This window comes from Saccharibacillus deserti, assembly GCF_013618475.1.
Taxonomy (GTDB): Bacteria; Bacillota; Bacilli; order Paenibacillales; family Paenibacillaceae; genus Saccharibacillus; species Saccharibacillus deserti.
Window position 1 is genome coordinate 361,928 of record NZ_JABJVN010000002.1, and the last position, 19,208, is coordinate 381,135.

The window sequence follows — 19,208 nt, forward strand, 5'->3', positions numbered from 1 at the left end:
GAAAAGATTTGCTGTCCGTTATTCGCTTTTTCTTCATCCTTAAACGAACCATAATCAAGCAGACGGCAGTCGCGGGCATTTTTGCGGCACTGCCGATCTTAAGCCGAAATCCGGGCGTCGAAAGGATGAAACGATATGCTGAAGCGGATGCTTGCTTTGAGTATGGCCGTTCTTGTGACTTGGATCTGGTCGTCTTCTTATTTTCTCAACGTTTATGCTTTTGAACAAGGAATCGGTCCTTTTACCCTGTCGGGTTTGCGTTTTCTGATCGGTTCCGCTGTCCTTGGCGTTATCTTTCGGCCGAATTATCGGGAGAAAAGGGCGAATGGCAGGGAAGCGGCAAATCGTCCGAAAAAGCGTCCGCCTCTTTATGTATGGCTTCTGCTGGGAGTTTCGGGTTATGCGGCGGCGCAGGGGCTGCAGTATGCGGGTCAAAAGCTGCTCGAGCCGACGCAGGTATCTTTGATTCTAAGCATGGGCAATACGTTGATGGTGCTGGCAGTCGATCGACTCGGCGCCGGAGAATCCCGGGACGGGGTTACCGTTCCGGGAGCGCTCGTCATGATTGCGGGAGTCGTTTTGTTTTATTTCCCCTGGGATTTCGGCGGGGGGAGCGCTTCGGGAATCGCGCTCGTGCTGCTTTCGTCAGCCGGTTATGCGCTGCACTTGACGCTCAATCGTCGGATGCTCGCCAATGCCTGGTCGGATCCTTTTCTGCTGACGCTTGTTCCGATGGCAATCGGCGGCGCCATTCTGTTAAGCTGCGGCTTGGCATTCGAAGAAGCGCCCCGCCTTAGCGGAGCGCTTGTCGGAGTCGTGCTGTGTCTCGGAATCGTGAACGGAGCGGCGGCTTTTTTGCTGTGGACATGGAGCCAACAATTTCTGACCGCGGGCGACAGCGGATTGATCAACAATTTGATGCTGCCCGAAATCGCGCTGCTCGAAATCGTTCTTTTTGACCGAAGTTTCGAGGCCTGGCAGTGGGCCGGAATTATTCTGGTGCTGGCGGCCGTCATTTGTGTGCAGGTAAGCAGGCAGCTTCGCGTTAGCCGCGCAGCTGGCGGTCGTTCCTCTTGAGATCGCGTCCGCGCCTTTTATTTGCCGCGCCCCAGGCCGTTGAAGTGCCTGCGCAGACCTTCCCCCAGCAGGTTAAACGCCAGCACGGCATAGACGATTGCGCAGACGGGAACCATTACGGAGGCGAAGCGTCCCACACCCAGGTCGGACACGTGGTCCGAGATCATGGAGCCCCAATCGTGCGCAGTATTGACGAATTCGAACTCGTTGTTCATGCCCGCTTCGGCCGATCCCGGATTCAGATAAACGGTCAGCACGCCGAGCTGGCCGATCAGAATCAGCACCTTTCCGAGATCCAGGCAGAAGTTGACGATCATTTCCGGCAGCAGCGCTGGTATGTAATAAGCTTTGAGCAGGCGGAGCGGCCGAAGCCCCAGCGCCCGTCCGGCTTCCATATAAGACTCCTGCGAGATCGAGGCGGCCTGCTGGCTGACGATATAGCCGACGCGCCCCGTTTCGACCAGAGCCATAATGCCGATCATCCAGTAGAGCCGTCCCCCCGAGTAAAGGAAGAACGGGATTGCGGCGAGCAGCACGGTCATCAGCAGGGCCGGCACGGAGGAGAACAGCTGATTGAGCCAGGTCAGCAGCGCGTGGGCCGCTCCGCGTTTGCGCCGGGCCAGCAGGCCCAGCGGGATGCCGATCGCGTAGCGCAGCACAGATACCGCGAAGACGATTAACAGCGTCACCCTTGCGCCGATCACGATCCGGCTGAGGTTGTCGACGCCGAATTTGCTGGAGCCGAGCGGGTTCTGCCAGGACAGCGGATACGGCGCCTTGTTTAGATGGCCGTCTTCCATACGGAACCGGACTTCTTTCAAATTGCGGTCGATAAAAGGCAGATAAGGACCAAGCAAGGCGATCAGCAGCAGGAGGGCCAGCATGGCCGCGCCGGTCCACAACAGGACGTTTTTTTTCAACTCCAAACTTCCTTTCCGCGGTCTTTTCCGAGCGCAAAAGACCGTTTATTGGACGGATACCCGCCTCCGGGCCAGATAGCCGATCAGCTGGAATACCAGCGTCAGCAGCATAAAGCCGAGGGCAGTGCCGATGATAACCCCCGGTTCCACGCTGCTTGCCGAAGAGGCAATCTTGTTATAGCCGATCGCCTGGAACATCCGGTAGGATATGCCGGGTACGTTGCGCAGCGCTTCGATCAGAAGCAGACTCGACAGGATATAAACGCCGACCGGCATAAAATGGGTTAGGACGCGCCCGGCCGCATTGCTCATGACATGGCGCAAAAAGACCAGACGTTCCGGCAGGCCTTTGGCCCGGGCCGTTTGGATATACATCTTGCCTTCTTCCGACGCGATCGAAGCGGAAGTCACTCGGGCGATATAGAACACGGGATAGATCGCGGCCAGCACGGTGGGAAGGACGAACGCTTCCCAGCCTGCGCGGGCAAAAAACTGGATGCCCAGCTCCTGATGATGAAGCAGGTACCGCCTGGCGATCAGCAGCAGGAAAAAGTCCGGCAGCGCCTGCATCAGCCAGGTGGTACCACTGCCGAGCAGGGCGAATCGGGTGCGGGACAGGGCATAATCGAGCATGCCTTTCGGAATCCCGAACAGAAATCCTGCCAGCAGGGCGCCGAAAATGACCGGGAGGCTTTCCAGCAGAGCGGCCAGCACGACCGGGCCGACGGACTCGCCGTAGCGGGTTTCGCCGAGCGAGCCGTGCGCGAACAGATTGGCTGCGTAAGTTCGGATACTTTCTCCATATTCGTGCCAATTCAGGCTGCCGTCGGGGATGATCCAATAGTCTTTCGTCACAGTGACGGTAAAACTCCTCGGAATAAGGGCGACAAAAACCACGAAGGTGAAAACGGCCAGGCAGGTGAAAAACGACCGAAGCATAGGTTTGACCAGAAAACAGCTCCCCTTTCCAAGTGTTGGAATAAATTGAACAGCGGATTATTCGCTAGTTTAGACGAAGAAGAACGTCTTTACAAGCGAAAAAAATAAATTTGTAAACAAACCTGACATATAAAACGATATAGCATTTTTGCACGTCTTTATTGGATTTGGGGTAATGAAAACAAGACTGCCGGAAACGTCCTGCAAGGGAAATTGAAACCGGGAAACAGAAAAGGGGAGAACCGAAATGACTCAGAAAAGGCCGTGGGATATGACGATCCGAGAATTCGTCGAGCGGGCCGGAAGTTCCAAAGCCACACCGGGCGGAGGAAGTACCTCCGCCCTGGCGGCGGCGCTCGGATCGGCGATGACTTCGATGGCGGCAAGTCTGTCGCACCGCGGGCGCACGCCGGAGCAGCAGGCCGGAATGAACGAGGCCGAACAGGAAATGCAGGGAATCGCAGCCGAATGCGAACGATTGATGAACGAAGATATGCGCAGCTTCTCCGCTTATCTGGAAGCAAGCGAAGCGGGAGACGAAGATGACGAAGCCGTTGCCGCCGCAGTCGGGCGCACGATTCAGGTGCCGCTGGATCTGATGAAAGTCTGTGTTCGGGGACTTCGCGGCGCACGCGGCATTGCGGATGCAACCCGTTCGCATGTGCTGTCCGATCTCGGAATCGGACTTGTCATGTTTGAAGCGGCAGCGCGCTCGGCCTATTTGACGGTCAAGATCAACCTGTCCGCCTGCCGGGACTCCCGCACGCGCGAAGCTTACGGAGACGAAGCCGACGTACTGCTGCTGGAAGCCCAGAAGCTCAAGGAACGGGGGCTGAACGAAGTCACGCGCGCGATCGAACGCGGCGCGGAAGAGAGCCGGGGCGTGGACTGACCGAAATCGAAGGCGGATAGCGCGGGAACCCGAGGAATGGCATAATGGAGAAACAGGACCGGAACCCCCGCTTCCGGGAGGCGGCCGGTCTTTGATTTGCGGACGGAAGCCTTTTGAATGAAAATTCATTCGGGAGGCCGTCCGATACAAGGATAACGAACAGGGAGATGAACCTATGCACGGCGGACTGCCGGATGAAATCATAAGCGGAGAACATACTCCCGAACAATGGAAGCGGCGACGGGCGGAACTGGAGCGTTGGGCGGACCGCGAGAAGATTCGCCGGGCGCCCAAGCGGCTGTCTTGGCTGAATGGCGTCGAAGTGGATACCGAACTGCTGGAAGCGCTTCGGCTGCTGAATGAGGCCGGCGTACAAACGGAATTTTCCTGCGCCGGTGTCAGTCCGCTGGACGAGCCGGACGAACATTCGCTGTATGCGTACGTAACGCTGGTCGAGAGCCGGGCGGCGCAGGCGTTTGTCGATTATGCGGCAGTTCGGATGGGGCGGCGTCTGCTCGTCTCCTATGAGTCTTCTCGCCGCCGCTACGACTTGTCTTCGTTCATGCTGGGTCAGAACCGTTCGTTCTGTCTGCTGCTGGAGAACTGCGCCCGGGAATATGCCCGCGGCGCCTATCGAAAAGGAGGGAACTGATCCATCATGCTGAGTCTGGAGAAAAGAAGCAGGCAGGTTGTCGGGAAAATGGCCGCCCAGGCGGCGGGCCGTGAGCGGCTGCCGAGCGGTTTGTGGTTCCATGACGATATACGCCATAATTTCTATTACGCTTCGTATTTGTACGCCGCCGCAGAGGATCCGGAAATTCGGGTCCGGTTCGACCGGGAACAAGCCAAAGCCACGGCGGAAGACGTATTGGGGCTTGTGCTCGATCTGCAGGATCGGGGAGCAGACAGCAGAACCTACGGCCATTGGCCGCTGCATCTGGGCGACGACCCGCGGACCGCCGAGCCGAATCCTCTGCCGATCGAATTGATGGGCAGCCTGATGCTGTATTTCGTCGAGCGGTGCGGCGATTCGCTGGCGCCCGGACTGCTGGAACGGTTCGAAGCGGCATTGAAAGCCGTCTACGACAGCCGGTTCTACGATCGCCCGCTGCACGAATACGGACATCACGAAGCCAAGCATACGGCGGCCAAGCTGCTGTTCGGCACGCGTTACGCGGACAAGGATCTGCTGGAAGACGGACGCCGCTCGCTCAAGAGGCTGCTTGCGCGGTTGAACGGGCGCGGCATGCACGAATACGGTTCCCAGCCGTGGTTCTGGCATTGGGTCCAGGCCTTCACCTGCGCCCGCCTGCTGCTGGACGACGCGGAGATTACGGACGATCTGAACCGGATACTGGATTATCTGTGGCGCGAGCGCTCGCTGCATTATATCGGCGGCGCCTGGGCCGGGCCGCATGCCCGCCAGCTGGATTCGGATACGCCCAAAGACGGGAATGTCGTCTTCGATTATTTGCAGTATGGGGATTTCCGGCTTCCGCCGCAGCTGGCGCGGGCGGAATACGCGGGATTCCTGTTCTACGAAGCGCCGGAAGAAGCCCGGATCGCGGCGATGGACCGTCTCGTACCGGTCGAAGTCAAGAAGAAGATTCTCAAGCCGCAGGCGGACGGTTCCGACCGTGCGCTGCACAGTTATACGTACCTGACCGACAGCTACGCGGTCGGCGGGATGTGGGAACGCTCGGAAGAGTTCGATAACGAGCAGCATCGCTGGGATGTGACGCTGCCGCTGTCTTACGAACTGGGCAGCGTCGTGAACCAGGCGTACTTTTTGCATCCGGCTCCCGGGGGTTCGGCGGACGATCTGCGGCACGCCAGCCGGTTCGAACATATTTTGCCGGATCGAGGCGTCGTTATGGCCTTGTATCCGGTGCCCGATCACGAAGACCCGACCCTGGTCGGCGTCCTGCCCAAAGGCGAATGGATCCGTGAAGAGCGTGCCGTCTTCGTGCAGGCCGGAGGTGCTTATCTGGCCGTTTATCTGCGGCACGGTTTCGAAGCGGAAGAGAGCGGCGACCGGATTCTGGTGCGCAGTACAGGGCCTTGCGGTGCCGTGGTGATCGAAGCGGCAAGTGTCGAGGAAGCGGAAAGTCTCGATGTCGAAGACCTGGAAGGGTTCGCCGAACTGATGCGCGGCCGTGCGCCTGTGTTCGGCGAAGACGGCCGAACTGTCAGCTATCGCAGTCTGCACAGCCGCCGCTTGGAGCTTGCGCTCGGAGCGGACGGCGAAGCGCAGGCATCGATCAACGGCGAAGAAGCGGGATTTTCGGATTACGCTGTCTAAGGTCCCGCAGGATCCGCCGCATACCCGGGTATGCCAAACAGTCACGTTCCTTGGAGGAAGGTGACTGTTTGGGCTGTGCAGAGCGCGGGAGTTCCGAACGGATTACCGCTTCGGGATCTGCCGTTTCGCCGCTGTTGTTAAACCGGTTCGCTTTCGTTAAAAGGCGAGAGAAAAGCTTTGGGTACTTCCGTTTCGAAGGTGGAGGTTCTGCCGGTGGTCGGGTGGACGAAACTCAGTTTGTGCACATGCAGGCCGAGACGGCCGAGGATCCGCAGCGCCGAACCGTATTTCTTGTCGCCGACGATCGGATGTCCGATGTCCTCGAACTGGGCCCGGATCTGGTTCTTGCGGTTGGTCTCGGTCGTCACTTCGAGCAGCGACGCCTGGCCGTTGGCCCGAAGGCGTTTGTAATGGAGCACGGCACGCAGACCGTCGCCTTCGGTGCGGCTGGCGTACATCTTGAGCGTTTTGGTCTCGCGCAGCCAGGAAGTGACCGTATCGGACTCCGCTCTTACCTTGCCTTCGACAAGCACGGTATACGCCTGTTTGGCGGTTCCGGTATTCCACTGCTCCATCAGCGCTTCCTTGGCGGCCGTGTTTCTTGCCAGCAGCATCACGCCGGAAGCATCTTTTTCGAGCAGCTGCAGCGCGAACAATCGGCCCTGCTGGTCGTTCTGGCGAATATGGCCCATCAGCTGGCGGTATACGGTATTGTCTTCTTCGCGCGAAGAAGACATGGACAGCAGACCGGCTTCTTTGCGGATCACGATGACGTCTTCGTCTTCATGCAGGATGCGCAGGCCGCTCAGTTTGACTTTCGGTTTGGCGCGCTCTTTGCCGACGACTACGGTCTGGCCGGGCTGCAGCGGATGATCGTACAAGGTGACGACGGTGCCGTCGACCCGGACCTGTCCGTGCGCCAGCACCGACTTGACGGAATTGCGGCCCATGCCTTTCAGATGCTCGAGCAGAAAAGCCAGAAGTTCGGCCGGCTGCGAGACCGTAAAGCTGCGGGACTGCGCTTCGGCCTTTTGACGGCGCGCTTCTTCGCGGACGGCGAAGGAACTATCTTTTTGGACACCGGGGGGACGTTTCTTGCCGCCCGGTCGTTTATTCGTATAAGCCATAATCGGATAAGCTCCATTCTGGAAAAAGGATCGTAGGGCGCAAACGGCCGTTCGGAAAGCCGGAAAACAAGCCGTCCGGGCCGGGAATCGCCGAATTCACTATACCAGAGCCGCCGTCAAAAGGCCAGGGATAACGGGATCGGGCTGCGTGCCTGCCGTCAGACCGGCATCAGCCGGGTCGCGATCGCGATCCGGTTCCAGCCGTTGATCGCGACCAGAGCCATGATCAGTGCGGCCGTGCCGCTTTTCCCGAACCGGATGATGCTTTCTTCGTAGATCTCGTCGGGCACGCCGTGTGCCTCAAGACGCGTGACGGCTTCCGTCAGCGCCAGGGCCGCACGCTCCTCGCCGCTGAAGAACGGAGCTTCACGCCAGGCCGGCAGGATATGGATACGCTGCTCCGTCTCGCCCAGCCTGCGTGCATCCTGCGTATGCATGTTCAGGCAGAAGGCGCATCCGTTCAGTTGGGAAGCGCGAATCTTGACCAATTCCGCAATCGTTTTGTCGAGGCCCGTTTGGGCGATCGCCGTTTCAAGTTCCAGCATTTTTCCATAGAGGTCGGGAAGTTCCTGCTGCATGTTCATTCGCTGCTGCATCGTGATTCAATCTCCTTTGGGAATAAAAGATATAGAAGAACGAGGCTGCGGCCTTTCTATTGCGGCCGCTTGTTCGCCCTGCTAAACCGAAGACCAAACAGCCCAAGCGAATGTGACGGATTTTGAAAAAAGAATATTTGTTCGCGTGCGGCGGTTGCCCGATCGGGGGATGCCCGGTAAAATATAGAAAGAACGCATCGATGACGCGGCGGAGAGCGGTCCGGCCGATCCCGCGTCCTTGCCGAAGCTTCCGAACGAACAGCGGCATACCGAAAATGCGCAGTCCCGGAGAACGCCTTATGCGGGGAGTCGGGCAGCATTCGTACATGCCGCGATAACGGACTTCCTGCCGGGTGCCGAAGAAGAGTGAATATACGGGAATGCCGACCGAGGCATTCCCTTTAAGGAGTTTTGCATAATGGCTATCGAAGAAACGAAGCTGATGGAGCAGGCCGGGGAGCTGCTGCAGAAGTATTACGGCTATCCCGATTTTCGCGAAGGTCAGAAAAAAATCGTCGAAAGTCTGCTGACGCGCAGCGATACGCTGGGCATTATGCCGACCGGCGGCGGTAAATCGATCTGCTACCAGATTCCCGCGCTGATGATGGAAGGCCTGACGCTGGTCGTCTCGCCGCTGATCTCGCTTATGAAAGACCAAGTGGACGCGCTTGTCACGAACGGAATCGCGGCGGCCTATATCAACAGCACGCTCAGCGGACGCGAAGTGAACGACCGGATCCGTGCGGCGCAGCGCGGCGAGCTGAAGCTGCTGTACGTGGCGCCGGAGCGTCTCGAGCTGGACTGGTTCCGCGAAGAGATGTCCAATCTGCGGATCGACTGCGTGGCCGTCGACGAAGCCCACTGCGTCTCGCAGTGGGGGCACGACTTCCGGACGAGTTACCTGGCCGTCGCGCCGTTCGTCGATTCGCTGCCGCACCGTCCGACCGTGGCCGCTTTTACCGCGACGGCGACGCCGCAGGTCATGGACGATATCGTCCGGCTGCTGGAGCTGCAGGGAGCCAATACGTTCGTTACCGGACTCGGGCGCGACAACCTGGCGTTTTCCGTGCTGCGGGGCGAGAGCAAGAAAGACTACATTTTCGACTATGCCAAAACGCATGCAAGCGAAGCGGGGATCGTCTATGCCGCAACGCGCAAAGAAGTGGATGAGCTGTATTCCAAGCTGTCGATGCAGGGTTTGGCTGCGGGGCGCTATCACGCGGGCATGAGCGACGCGGAGCGCGAAAGCGCGCAGGAAGCTTTTCTGTACGACGATGTGCGGGTAATGGTGGCGACCAATGCGTTCGGGATGGGGATCGACAAATCCAACGTCCGCTACGTCATCCACTATAATATGCCCAAAAATATGGAAGCCTATGTCCAGGAAGCGGGGCGGGCGGGACGCGACGGCGAGCCGAGCGAATGTATCCTGCTCTTCAGCGCGCAGGATATCGTCGTCCAGAAATTCCTGATCGAGCAGAACGGGCAGGAAGAAGAACGGCGTCACAACGAATACCGCAAGCTGCAGCAGATGGTCGACTACTGTTACACGACCCGATGCCTGCGCAGCTCCCAGCTGGATTATTTCGGCGAAGAACATGCGGATGAACCGTGCGGAACCTGCAGTTCGTGCCGAGACGACCGCGAAATTATCGATATTACGGTGGAGGCCCAGAAGATTTTCTCCTGCATCTACCGGATGAGAGAGCGTTTCGGCGCTTCGATGGTGGCGGGCGTACTCAAAGGCTCGCGCAACAAAAAGGTGCTGCAGTACAAGTTCGACCAGCTGTCGACGTACGGCATGATGAACGGCAAAACGGAAAAAGAAATCGTCGACATGATCAACGTCCTGGCTTCGGAAGGATATTTGGAGCTGACCGAAGGGCAGTATCCCGTCGTCAAGCTGCGTCCGCTGGCCACGGAAGTGCTCAAAGGCGGCCGTCAGGTGTTCCAGCGCGAAGCCCGCAAAGCGTCGTTCACGGCGGCTTCCGGTTCGCGGAACAGCCGTCCGCGCGCGGACGCCAAGCTGTCTGCGGTGGAGATCACCATCTTCGAGCAGCTGCGCCTGATTCGGCGCGAGCTGGCGGAGAAAGAACATGTGCCTTCCTATATCATCTTCAACGATGCGACCTTGAGCGAGATGAGTATCCACAAACCGAGAACGGAATTCGAGATGCTGCGGATCAAAGGCGTGGGCGAAGTGAAATACCGCAAATACGGCCGGCCTTTCCTGGAGTTTTTCCAGAACCGGGAAAGCGATGCCGGCGGCGGAAGTTCGGATGTCGACGACGGAGGCTATTACGATATGGAAGCTCCTCCGGAAGACGACTCCAGCCTGTTTGCCTATTACGAGGATCACGATTCCTGAGAGCGGGCCGAAGGAAGAACCTGCCCGGGAACGAAAACAGGCGCGGAGCCGCAAAGACGCCTCCCGGGCATTCCGGTTTACCAGAAAAAGCTTCCCGCATACTGCGGGAAGCTTTTTTATTGTGGAAAGGTGCAGAAGGAGAGGCTTCCGAGGCTTCCTGCGTTCCGATTTATTTCTCCGCCGCCGGGAAATGGCCGTCCAGCCAAGCGATCCAATCCGCGATCACTTCGCGGCGGTTGGTCTCGAATACAAGCTCATGCCGTGCTTCGCGGTACAGCCGGCAGTCCAGATCCGCGAGTCCGCGCTGTTCGTAAGCGTTCTTCAAGCTTTCCAGCGCGGGTGCCCCGCCTACGGGATCAAGCTCGCCGCAGCAGAGCAGCACGGGGGAGTCCGGGTCGATTCGCCGGATAGATTCCGGCTGCTGCAGTTCCAGCAGCAGCTGGAAGAAGTCGCGGTAGAAGCCGCAGCTGAACAGCGTCTGCCCGTAATGGCGCGCAAATTGATCGACGGCTTCTTCGTCCCGCGACAGCCAGTCGAAGCGGGTGCGGCGCGGTTTGAAGCCGCGGCCGAACGGGCCGAAGACAAGCGCGTTCAACGCAAGCGAAGCGAACGCGGGCGAGAGCAGCCGCGCTTCGGCGGCGGCCAGCGCGCCGCCGAGCTTCAGCGGCAGCGCCGCACGTTCGCCGCCGAGCTTCAGCGGCAGCGCCGCACGTTCGCCGCCGATTCCCGTCAGGATAAAGCCGGCGTATTCCGCCGGACGGTCGGCCATCAGCTTCCGGGCGAGAAACGAGCCCATGCTGTGGCCCAGCAGAACGACCGGCGCCCCCGGGTGGCGCCGGCGAATCTCCGCCGCGACCTTGAGCAGGTCGCGGCCCATGCCGTTTAGCGCGTCGGGCCCTGCGTAGCCCTGGCGCAGCGGTCCGGCCGGCGTATCGCCGACCGTGCGGCCGTGGCCGCGATGGTCGCCGGCATACACGGCATAGCCCGCCGCGTTCAGGGCCGCGGCGAGTTCGGCGTAGCGGCTGCCGTTTTCGCCCATGCCGTGCGAAATCTGCACGACCGCCCGCGGCTGTTCCACGGGCCAAGCGCTGACGAAGACCGAAACTTCGTCGGCGCCTTCGAGCATGAACGAGCTGCCCGGATCGGCTGCCTGTCGGGGCAGGGGCTGCTGTTCATCCTTGCCGCTTCGCCCCGGCGTTCGGGCCTTTCTCGCTTTCGGGAATTTCGGCTTGAGCGCGAATCGCGCCGAATCGCCGCTTCGTTGGCTGCGCATGGTGTGATCCCTCCCGGATATCTGGATGTCTGTCTTTCCGGCTTGGCCGAAGACGTCTTCATGCTGATGTATACCCGTTTTTGAAGGAATTCGATTGCGAATCGGCCAATAGGCACAAAGAAAAGCCGAAAACCCACTAGGAGCGGCGCTCCGGATTTTCGGCTGGATCTGCTTATTCGTTTGCGTGTTACAAGTCGTTTGTACCCTATAAGCCGTTTGCACGCTATAAGCTCCGGCTTCTTCGCGGCAGATCGGCTAAATCTTTTCGACCGCGATCAGATAAGGGGCTTCCGGCCGCTGCGGCTGCCGGTAGACAATCACCCTCGCCGCGGAGACAGGCAGACCGCCGGCCCAGGCTTCGACGGCCAGCGATTCGGCGCCGCCTCCGTTATGCCCGGGATACAGCACCGCGGTCAGAATGCCTTTGGGACGCAGCAGCGACAGCGCCGCTTCCAAAGCGGGCAGCGTCGATGCCGGCGTCGTCATGACGCTGAGGTCTTCGGCTCCCGGCAGATAGCCGAGATTGAACATGACCGCGCCGACCCTGCCATGGGATTCGGCCGGCAGCGCCTGCACCATTTCCGCGTGGCTGCGCAGCAGCAGCTCGGCATAAGCGATCCTGCCGCCCGCTGCAGAGCGCCGGCCCGGACGGCTGTCCTGCGCTTCCTGCTCCAGACGCGCCCGCGCCCGATCCAGCGCGCTCTGCTGGATATCGAATCCGTAGACGCGCCCGCGGGCTCCGGCAAGCCGGGCCAGAAACAGCGTGTCCGCACCCGTGCCCACGGTAGCGTCGACAGCGATCTCGCCGGGCTGCAGCCTTTTTTGGATCAGCTGCTGGGCGAAGTTAAGCACCGATACGAATCCCATACGATCAACCTTTCCAGTGCTTGCCCTGCCAGGTACCGCGACGTTTCAGCTCGTCATCGATCCCGTTCAGCACTTCCCATTTCTTCAGGCTCCACATCGGACCGACAAGCAGATCCCGCGGCGCATCGCCCGTCAGGCGGTGTACGATCATCTCCGGAGGAAGCATCTCCAGCGTATCGGCGATCAAGCCGATATATTCGTCCCGCTCCAGCAAACGGAGCAGTCCGGCTTCGTACTGCTTGACCATCGGCGTTTTGCGCATGAGATGCAGCAGATGGATCTTGATGCCCTGCACGCCCATATGGGCGACGGCGCGTCCGGTATCCAGCATCATTTCGTGCGTTTCCTGCGGCAGACCGTAAATGATATGCGCGCAGACCCGGATTCCCCGTGCGCGCAGCTTGGCAACCGCTTCTTCGTAGCAGGCCGTATCGTGCGCCCGGTTGATAAGCACGGAAGTCGATTCGTGGATCGTTTGCAGCCCCATTTCGACCCACAGATAAGTTCGTTCGTTCAATTCGGCCAGATAATCGATAACCTCGTCGGGCAGACAGTCCGGCCGGGTAGCGATAGCAAGCCCGACAACGCCCGGCTGCTTGAGGATTTCTTCATAATATTCGCGCAGCGTCTCAACCGGCGCATACGTATTCGTATACGCCTGGAAATACCCGATATATTTGGCGCTCGGCCATTTCAGATGCTGGCGGTCGCGGATATTGTTGAACTGCGTAACGAGATCGTCGCGGCGGCTGCCGGCGAAATCGCCCGATCCGCGTGCGCTGCAGAAGGTGCATCCGCCTTTGGCGATCGAGCCGTCACGGTTGGGGCAGGAAAAGCCGGCATCGAGCATGACCTTGAATACTTTGTCTCCAAATTGGTCGTGCATTTCGGTATTCCAGGTATGGAATCGCTTGTCGCTCCAGAGCAGCGGCGCTGCCGGTTCGATCGTCGGGATAAGGGAAGACATGGGTCGAACTCCTTTCGGTATCAGTCAATCTTTAATTCTAGCAAAATCGGCGGGAAGAAAAAACATCAATTCGGTGAACACCGTTTTGAACCGAAAAATAAAGTTAAAAAAATAAATTTTGCGCTTGATATATATTACATGGATGTGTTATATTTATCTCGAGATCGGAAGACGGGTTAAACAGCGTGGCATCAACAATGGTAACGCTATCAATGAAGCCCGGCACAAGCCGATTATTTTATAGAAATGAAGAGGTGATTGACGATGACAACTCAATTTGCAGCGAATCATGCGGACGAGAAAGTATCGGTTGAACTGACCCGCGAAGAAGCGTTGGCGCTGACCGGCGTACGTTTCCACAACGGACATAAGATTGAAGTGGATGCCCGCAAGAAAATTCGTACTGCTTTTGAAAAGGCATTCGATATTGCCGAGGATCGCGCGGAATAAACGAGACTGGGGTTCGAACACGTGCCCTTTCGGTTAACCGGATTATCTGTCCCGGCATAGATGAGCGGCTTCGGCAAACGTTTTGTTCGCCGGAAGCCGCACCAGGAAGCCCTTCCTCGAGGAAGGGCTTCCTTTTCGCGCGGAAAGGCGCTGGCGGAGCTCGTCGTCCGTTTTTGATCTTTACTTTTGGCGGGAACTTGGGCACAATAAGGCGGAGGCTGGCCCGGAAGCGGACATCTATTCGAACGAAGCGGGAGGCGGGCAGCAAAGAAAATCGGAATCGTCGGCAGAGCATTGCGCCGGCAGCCGAGGATCGGGTTTGCAGCCGCCGAGCCGAGATTTTTATAGCGGAGGAATGACATGCGTTTACGCGGAAGAAAAGGAATCCGGGAAAACCTGGAGGCACAACCGGAATTGGTTGTTCTCGAACCGGAACAGTATAAGGGACGTTGGGCCGAGCTGTTCGGCAACGACCATCCGATTTACGTGGAACTTGGAATGGGCAAAGGGCGCTTTATCAGCGGCACAAGCGTACGCAATCCCGAAGCGAACTTTATCGGTATCGATATGTACGACGAGCTGGTTCGCCGGGCAAGCGAGAAAGCGAGAGCGGCTTGGGCGGAACTCGGTCACGAGACTCCTCCCAGCCTGATGCTCGCGCGCGCCAACGTCGAGAAGCTCGAAGATATTTTTGCGCCGGGCGAACTGGAACGCATTTATTTGAACTTCAGCGATCCCTGGCCGAAAAAGAAACATGCCCGCCGCCGTCTGACGCATCCCCGTTTCCTGGAGATGTACAAGCGTGTGCTGAACACGGACGGACAGATCCATTTCAAGACGGATTCGGAGACGCTGTTCGAATTCTCGCTGAATTCGTTTGCGGACTCGGGGCTGCAGATGACCAATATCAGTTTGAACCTGCACCGCGACGGCATCAACGAAGAACACGTCATGACGGAATACGAGCATAAATTCATGGGCAAAGGCATGAATATCCATCGCTGCGAAGTCGTGATCGGCGAGCGTGCGCTCGAACGCTACGACGAGATCCGCATGGAGCCTTACCGCATCTCGCCCGACGAGAGAGCGGCCCTCGCCGCCGAAGAAGCCGAGGAGCAGGTACAGGCTTCCGGAGACGAGAAGTCCGGGAGCGAAGCCTGATCTTTGCTCTACTCTTTGCGCTTTGCAACCAAGGGCAGGCCGTTCACGGGAAGTTTTACTCCCGAACGGCCTGCCCTTTTCCTTCCGCTCTTTTTCCCTATCCCAAAAAACGGCCGAAGAAGCCGGCATTTTCGGCCTTCAGGTCCGTTTTTGAAAAAACTCCATGGCAGAGGGAAAGATCCGTGCAGGCGTGAAACGTTCGCCTTTGAAATCAGGCAGCTGCCTGCTTAATCTCATTCAGCTTTCCGATTGAAGCAAGCGAGCCGCAGCCTTTTGAAAAAGGGACTTCGGAAGCATAGGCTAACGGATCTTACTCGGCGCTTCTTCAAGCCTCCCAGTGAGTCAGATCTGCCAATCCCTGCCCATCCAGCGAATTCCTCGCCCAAAAAAGAAAAGGCGCCTTCCCTGAATCGCTCAGAGGGGCACCTTATTCGTCGTTTCCAATATTTCGATAATGCGCTTGGCGCTCTGCATCGGCCGCAGCTTCTCGATGTTCAGCCGGCTTTCCGCGCGGCGCCTCGCAAGCTCCGCATATTCATGCTCGTCCGTGAGGCGCGACATCCATTTGCCGACTACCTCAAGCGAAGACAGCCGTTCTCCCCAACCTTTGCTGGTGAAGTATTCGCAGTTTTCTTCTTCTTGGCCGGGAAGCGGGTTGTGGAACAGCATCGGAATGGCTTTGGCCAGTCCTTCGGTGCAGGTCATGCCGCCCGGCTTCGTAATGAGCAGGTCGGAAGCTTCCATCAGCTTGTCGATTTCTTTGGTATAGCCGATCACGTGGACATTCTCATGCTGGAAACGGGGATCTTTTTTCAGCTTCCGCATCGCTTTTTCGTTGCTGCCCACGCAGAAGACCAACTGGATATTCTGGCGCCACCGGGTCAGGTAGGGATTGAGCACGTCTCCGTTCATCAATCCCCAGCCGCCGCTCATGACGAGCACGGTAGGCATATCCTTGAGTCCCATTTCCTGCAGGATGCCCGCTTTGACCGGATGTTCCCAGAAGCTCGGATGAACGGGAATACCGGTCACGTCGATCCGCAGCGGCGAGACGCCGCGCTGCAGAACCTTGGTTTTGACTTCCTGCGTGGAAACCAGGTAGTGGTCCACGCCCGAACTGATCCAGGTTCCGTGCGCGTCGTAATCGGTAATGACCGTGCAGAGCGGAACTCGCAGGCCCAATCGTTTGAGCCGGGAGATGACCGCGCTCGGAATCGGATGCGTGCAGACGACGAGATCCGGTTTGAGCTGCTCGACGACTTCGCGCGCGTGCGCGTAGAAAAGCCGGTGCAGAGCGAGCGTGGTCAGACGGTTCAACGATTTCTTGTACTGCTGTTTGTACATCATGCTCACGAACCGGGGTTGGGTAACCACCGTTTTCTTATAGGCGTTGATGAACAGCGGCGCGACTTTGGGGTTCAGAAAGCTCCCCAGTTCCAGCACCCGCGCCTGAACGTCGGGAGAAAGCTTGCGAAGGCTGCCGGACAGGGCGTAGGCGGCCCGCGTATGCCCGGTGCCGAAACCTTCCGACAGAATCAGCACTCTGTATTTGGACACGTTTTTCGTCACCTTTTTCGCAAAGGCCCGCTGCCGTCGTCCGTGACGCGGAAAGTCGGGCCCATTTTTCGGTTTGCCTGTTTTTGCAGGCGGCTACCCTTCCTACGATAGCCGCTTTAAGGCCATAATGCAACCGTAAGCCAAGCGGTCAAAGAGCCGATCACTCCCCCTGCCAGCACGTCGGACGGATAGTGCAGGCCGAGGTACATGCGGGAGGTTCCTACAATTAACGCGACCGGAAGAAGAATGGCCGTTGTCCAGGGAATCAGGATCATGATCGGGACCGTGACCGAGAAGATGGCCGTCGTGTGTCCGGAAGGAAACGAATGGTCCACAAGCGGATTTCGGAACGTGTTCGTTTCCGGCAGCGCAAGATGCGGCCGCACGCGCGGATAAAGCTTTTTGACGATCGCGACCGGCACGTGGCTGACGGCGAGCGCCACAAGCGAATGCAGAGCCGCCGAGTTCCATGGAGCCGGGGCGAGCCAGGAGGCGAGGACGGTCGCCGTGATCGTGAAGGTGGCGCCGCCCAAATGCGTCAGGTAATAAAGCAGGATACTCAAGACGCGGTGGTGCAGACGTCCGTTGACCCATTTGAAAAGGCGCTGGTCCAGTTGGCTCAGCTTAATCAGCAGGCTACGCATAAGATACCTCCGGAGAAAGAGCCCGGGCGATTGGAGAAGGCGACGGGGCTATCTTTTTTTGCTGCGAAACGACGGTTTCCATAGCGGGTGGCAGTTTTGACTCTATCAACCCCGAATTATACAATGATTCAAGGGAATTATAATAGGGTTAAAAAAAATTAACCGAATTTGCCCAACTTTTATCATCTTTCCCGCGTTTATTATTAAAGATGGGAAGAACGGGAGGTGGGCGAATCCCGAGAGTCCAAAGCTTTTTCAAGGCCGAAAGCTCGAAAGCCGGCGATATCCGTACGAAATGGCGCTGCGGAAGCGAAACGGCAGGGTGCTGCGGCGAATTTGAAGGCAAGGGCTTCTTTTTTTGCCCCGCATCACGAATTCACGCTTTTGACAAATGTCCGCAAAATCGCCAGAATCGAAAAGAACGATTTCTAACCGTCCATAAACCAAACAGGGTCATGCAAGGTCGCTACGGAACACAAGGCACAGAAAACACAAAAAAAGAATCTTTCTGTGAACATAGGGGTAACAAAAAGGGGGTTCAACCAATCATGCTGCAAGGAATATTCATGACGCTCCAGGTGCTGCTGGCCATAATCGGAGTGTATCAGTTTGGTTTCGCACTGTTCGGATTGTACAAAAAGAAAAAGCAGAAACCGTTTGAACCGCAAAAGTCGTTCGCCATTCTGGTGGCCGCTCACAACGAGGAGCAGGTCATCGGGGCGCTCATGGAAAACTTGAAACGTCTCAAGTATCCGAAGGAATTGTACGACGTATTCGTCATTTGCGACAACTGTACGGACAAAACGGCGGATATCGTGCGCGAACACGGCTGGAACGCCTGCGTACGTACGAATCCCAACCTTCGGGGCAAAGGATACGCCATCGAGTGGATGCTGGAAGAGCTGTGGAAGCTCGACCGCGAATATGACGGCATCGTGATGCTCGACGCGGACAACCTGGCCCATACGGACTTCCTGCTCGGCATGAACGACGATCTTTGCCGGGGAGCCCAGGTCATTCAGGGTTACATCGATACGAAGAACCCGAACGATTCGTGGATCACGGCCGCTTACGGGATTTCGTATTGGTACATCAACCGGTTGTGGCAGCTGTCGCGCCATAATCTGAACATGGCCAACTTCCTCGGCGGCACGGGCATGTGTTTCGACAACAAGCTGCTCAAGGAAATGGGCTGGGGCGCAACAAGCCTGGTCGAAGACTTGGAATTCACCATGCGTTGCGTCGCACTCGGCGTATATCCGAAGTTCAACTACCACGCGAAAATTTACGACGAGAAACCGCTGACGTTCAAAGCTTCTTCCGTTCAGCGCCTGCGCTGGATGCAGGGACACTTCACGGTGGCGCGCAAATACTTCTTCCCGCTCCTATGGAAAAGTATCCGTGATCGCAGCCTGGTCAAGTTCGACATGGCGCTGTACGCGGTCAACGTGTATATCGTACTGCTGACGCTGATGCTGACCGTCGTGCTCTACGGCGATATCGTTCTGTTCAAAGGCCCGCATCTTGTGACCATGTACACGTACATGCCGCTGTGGGTAGCGGCCGGTGCCATCGTGGCCCAGGTCGCCGTATTCTTCGTCGCCATGATTCTGGAAAAGGTCAAATCGTGGAAAGTGTATGTGTACATGCTGCTCTTCCCGATCTACCTGCTGTCGTGGTTCCCGATCACGTTCTATGCGTTCTTCACGCAGAACAACAAGCAGTGGAGCCACACCAAGCATACCCGGGTCGTCCGACTGGACGAAATGCAAAGCGAACAAAGCTAAACGGCAGCCGGAAAGCCGCACAAACAATTTTCGAAAAAGGTCTTTACAAGTTCGAGTCTTTCCGGTATAGTAGTCAAAGTGTTGTTTAACCATTAGGATTCAAAAGCAGAAGCTCCGCTTCTCACCTGCCCGGCATTGTCGGCTGGTTCCCGATCCGATCGTTTATGAAGAGTTTTTCCTCATGAAGATTGAAGATCACCGGGATGCGGACAGTTTGTCCGTATCCCTTTTATTATGGGCAAATAAGCCCTTGCAACAAACTCGATTCGGAGGTGGACGGT

General features: G+C 57.7%; 18 protein-coding genes. 9 read left to right on the forward strand and 9 right to left on the reverse strand.

Annotation, left to right across the window (positions count from 1 at the left end):
- The first annotated feature begins 135 nt into the window (after positions 1-135).
- Positions 136-1,077, forward strand: coding sequence for a DMT family transporter (locus tag HOP44_RS07670; RefSeq protein ID WP_172252115.1), 942 nt, complete (start codon positions 136-138; stop codon positions 1,075-1,077).
- Between the two features lie 17 nt (positions 1,078-1,094).
- Here the strand turns inward: HOP44_RS07670 and HOP44_RS07675 are convergent, their stop codons facing one another.
- Positions 1,095-1,997 (reverse strand): ABC transporter permease, encoded by a 903-nt coding sequence (locus HOP44_RS07675; RefSeq protein WP_246369687.1) that lies wholly within the window; start codon positions 1,995-1,997, stop codon positions 1,095-1,097.
- 45 nt (positions 1,998-2,042) lie between these two features.
- Positions 2,043-2,852: an ABC transporter permease subunit gene (locus HOP44_RS22750; RefSeq protein ID WP_172252117.1), complete on the reverse strand. Its 810-nt coding sequence runs from the start codon at positions 2,850-2,852 to the stop codon at positions 2,043-2,045.
- Between the two features lie 331 nt (positions 2,853-3,183).
- Here HOP44_RS22750 and HOP44_RS07685 point away from each other — a divergent pair, with 331 nt between their 5' ends.
- The 3 genes from HOP44_RS07685 (at position 3,184) to HOP44_RS07695 (ending at position 6,130) form a co-directional block, all read left to right on the forward strand.
- On the forward strand, positions 3,184-3,828 hold the full coding sequence (locus HOP44_RS07685) for a cyclodeaminase/cyclohydrolase family protein (protein ID WP_172252119.1): 645 nt from the start codon (positions 3,184-3,186) through the stop codon (positions 3,826-3,828).
- Positions 3,829-4,003: 175 nt separating this feature from the next.
- The gene (locus HOP44_RS07690) at positions 4,004-4,480 is read left to right on the forward strand and encodes a hypothetical protein (RefSeq protein ID WP_172252121.1); all 477 of its coding nucleotides are present in this window, start codon (positions 4,004-4,006) and stop codon (positions 4,478-4,480) included.
- A gap of 6 nt (positions 4,481-4,486) precedes the next feature.
- Positions 4,487-6,130, forward strand: a complete 1,644-nt coding sequence (locus HOP44_RS07695; protein ID WP_172252123.1) for a hypothetical protein — start codon at positions 4,487-4,489, stop codon at positions 6,128-6,130.
- A gap of 137 nt (positions 6,131-6,267) precedes the next feature.
- On the opposite strand, the gene HOP44_RS07700 is transcribed toward HOP44_RS07695, so the two are convergent.
- Both HOP44_RS07700 and HOP44_RS07705 read right to left on the reverse strand, forming a co-directional pair.
- Positions 6,268-7,257, reverse strand: a complete 990-nt coding sequence (locus HOP44_RS07700; RefSeq protein WP_172252125.1) for an RluA family pseudouridine synthase — start codon at positions 7,255-7,257, stop codon at positions 6,268-6,270.
- A 158-nt stretch (positions 7,258-7,415) separates the two neighbouring features.
- Positions 7,416-7,853 carry a carboxymuconolactone decarboxylase family protein gene (locus HOP44_RS07705; protein WP_172252127.1) on the reverse strand — a complete coding sequence of 146 codons (438 nt, stop codon included), beginning with the start codon at positions 7,851-7,853 and terminating at the stop codon, positions 7,416-7,418.
- 418 nt (positions 7,854-8,271) lie between these two features.
- On the opposite strand from HOP44_RS07705, the gene recQ reads away from it, so the two are divergent.
- Positions 8,272-10,221, forward strand: a complete 1,950-nt coding sequence (gene recQ, locus HOP44_RS07710; protein WP_172252129.1) for a DNA helicase RecQ — start codon at positions 8,272-8,274, stop codon at positions 10,219-10,221.
- 169 nt (positions 10,222-10,390) lie between these two features.
- Here the strand turns inward: recQ and HOP44_RS07715 are convergent, their stop codons facing one another.
- The 3 genes from HOP44_RS07715 to mnmL form a co-directional block, all read right to left on the reverse strand.
- Complete coding sequence (locus HOP44_RS07715; protein WP_172252131.1) at positions 10,391-11,494, reverse strand: alpha/beta fold hydrolase; 1,104 nt, start codon at positions 11,492-11,494, stop codon at positions 10,391-10,393.
- 255 nt (positions 11,495-11,749) lie between these two features.
- Positions 11,750-12,361, reverse strand: a complete 612-nt coding sequence (gene mnmM / locus HOP44_RS07720) for a tRNA 5-(aminomethyl)-2-thiouridylate-methyltransferase MnmM (RefSeq protein WP_172252133.1) — start codon at positions 12,359-12,361, stop codon at positions 11,750-11,752.
- Positions 12,362-12,365: 4 nt separating this feature from the next.
- Positions 12,366-13,328, reverse strand: a complete 963-nt coding sequence (gene mnmL / locus HOP44_RS07725; protein WP_172198820.1) for a tRNA modification radical SAM protein MnmL/YtqA — start codon at positions 13,326-13,328, stop codon at positions 12,366-12,368.
- Positions 13,329-13,592: 264 nt separating this feature from the next.
- On the opposite strand from mnmL, the gene HOP44_RS07730 reads away from it, so the two are divergent.
- Positions 13,593-13,778: a hypothetical protein gene (locus HOP44_RS07730; protein ID WP_172252135.1), complete on the forward strand. Its 186-nt coding sequence runs from the start codon at positions 13,593-13,595 to the stop codon at positions 13,776-13,778.
- A 360-nt stretch (positions 13,779-14,138) separates the two neighbouring features.
- A complete protein-coding gene (gene trmB / locus HOP44_RS07735) occupies positions 14,139-14,939 on the forward strand; it encodes a tRNA (guanosine(46)-N7)-methyltransferase TrmB (protein WP_172252137.1) in 801 nt (266 codons plus the stop codon).
- 414 nt (positions 14,940-15,353) lie between these two features.
- On the opposite strand, the gene HOP44_RS07740 is transcribed toward trmB, so the two are convergent.
- Both HOP44_RS07740 and HOP44_RS07745 read right to left on the reverse strand, forming a co-directional pair.
- Positions 15,354-16,496 (reverse strand): MGDG synthase family glycosyltransferase, encoded by a 1,143-nt coding sequence (locus tag HOP44_RS07740; RefSeq protein ID WP_172252139.1) that lies wholly within the window; start codon positions 16,494-16,496, stop codon positions 15,354-15,356.
- A 116-nt stretch (positions 16,497-16,612) separates the two neighbouring features.
- On the reverse strand, positions 16,613-17,140 hold the full coding sequence (locus HOP44_RS07745) for a phosphatase PAP2 family protein (RefSeq protein ID WP_172252141.1): 528 nt from the start codon (positions 17,138-17,140) through the stop codon (positions 16,613-16,615).
- Positions 17,141-17,365: 225 nt separating this feature from the next.
- Here HOP44_RS07745 and HOP44_RS07750 point away from each other — a divergent pair, with 225 nt between their 5' ends.
- Both HOP44_RS07750 and HOP44_RS07755 read left to right on the forward strand, forming a co-directional pair.
- On the forward strand, positions 17,366-17,572 hold the full coding sequence (locus tag HOP44_RS07750) for a hypothetical protein (RefSeq protein WP_172252143.1): 207 nt from the start codon (positions 17,366-17,368) through the stop codon (positions 17,570-17,572).
- A 116-nt stretch (positions 17,573-17,688) separates the two neighbouring features.
- A complete protein-coding gene (locus HOP44_RS07755; protein ID WP_172252145.1) occupies positions 17,689-18,927 on the forward strand; it encodes a glycosyltransferase family 2 protein in 1,239 nt (412 codons plus the stop codon).
- Positions 18,928-19,208 lie beyond the last annotated feature (281 nt).

Excerpts from the sequence above, each read along its gene's own strand:
- HOP44_RS07715 (WP_172252131.1), bottom strand. The coding sequence starts at position 11,494 with ATGCGCAGCCAACGAAGCGGCGATTCGGCGCGATTCGCGCTCAAGCCG.
- HOP44_RS07700 (WP_172252125.1), bottom strand. The coding sequence starts at position 7,257 with ATGGCTTATACGAATAAACGACCGGGCGGCAAGAAACGTCCCCCCGGT.
- mnmL (WP_172198820.1), bottom strand. The coding sequence starts at position 13,328 with ATGTCTTCCCTTATCCCGACGATCGAACCGGCAGCGCCGCTGCTCTGG.
- HOP44_RS07745 (WP_172252141.1), bottom strand. The coding sequence starts at position 17,140 with ATGCGTAGCCTGCTGATTAAGCTGAGCCAACTGGACCAGCGCCTTTTC.
- HOP44_RS07695 (WP_172252123.1), top strand. The coding sequence starts at position 4,487 with ATGCTGAGTCTGGAGAAAAGAAGCAGGCAGGTTGTCGGGAAAATGGCC.
- HOP44_RS07685 (WP_172252119.1), top strand. The coding sequence starts at position 3,184 with ATGACTCAGAAAAGGCCGTGGGATATGACGATCCGAGAATTCGTCGAG.
- HOP44_RS07755 (WP_172252145.1), top strand. The coding sequence starts at position 17,689 with ATGCTGCAAGGAATATTCATGACGCTCCAGGTGCTGCTGGCCATAATC.
- trmB (WP_172252137.1), top strand. The coding sequence starts at position 14,139 with ATGCGTTTACGCGGAAGAAAAGGAATCCGGGAAAACCTGGAGGCACAA.
- HOP44_RS07730 (WP_172252135.1), top strand. The coding sequence starts at position 13,593 with ATGACAACTCAATTTGCAGCGAATCATGCGGACGAGAAAGTATCGGTT.
- HOP44_RS07690 (WP_172252121.1), top strand. The coding sequence starts at position 4,004 with ATGCACGGCGGACTGCCGGATGAAATCATAAGCGGAGAACATACTCCC.
- recQ (WP_172252129.1), top strand. The coding sequence starts at position 8,272 with ATGGCTATCGAAGAAACGAAGCTGATGGAGCAGGCCGGGGAGCTGCTG.
- HOP44_RS07670 (WP_172252115.1), top strand. The coding sequence starts at position 136 with ATGCTGAAGCGGATGCTTGCTTTGAGTATGGCCGTTCTTGTGACTTGG.
- HOP44_RS07705 (WP_172252127.1), bottom strand. The coding sequence starts at position 7,853 with ATGCAGCAGCGAATGAACATGCAGCAGGAACTTCCCGACCTCTATGGA.
- mnmM (WP_172252133.1), bottom strand. The coding sequence starts at position 12,361 with ATGGGATTCGTATCGGTGCTTAACTTCGCCCAGCAGCTGATCCAAAAA.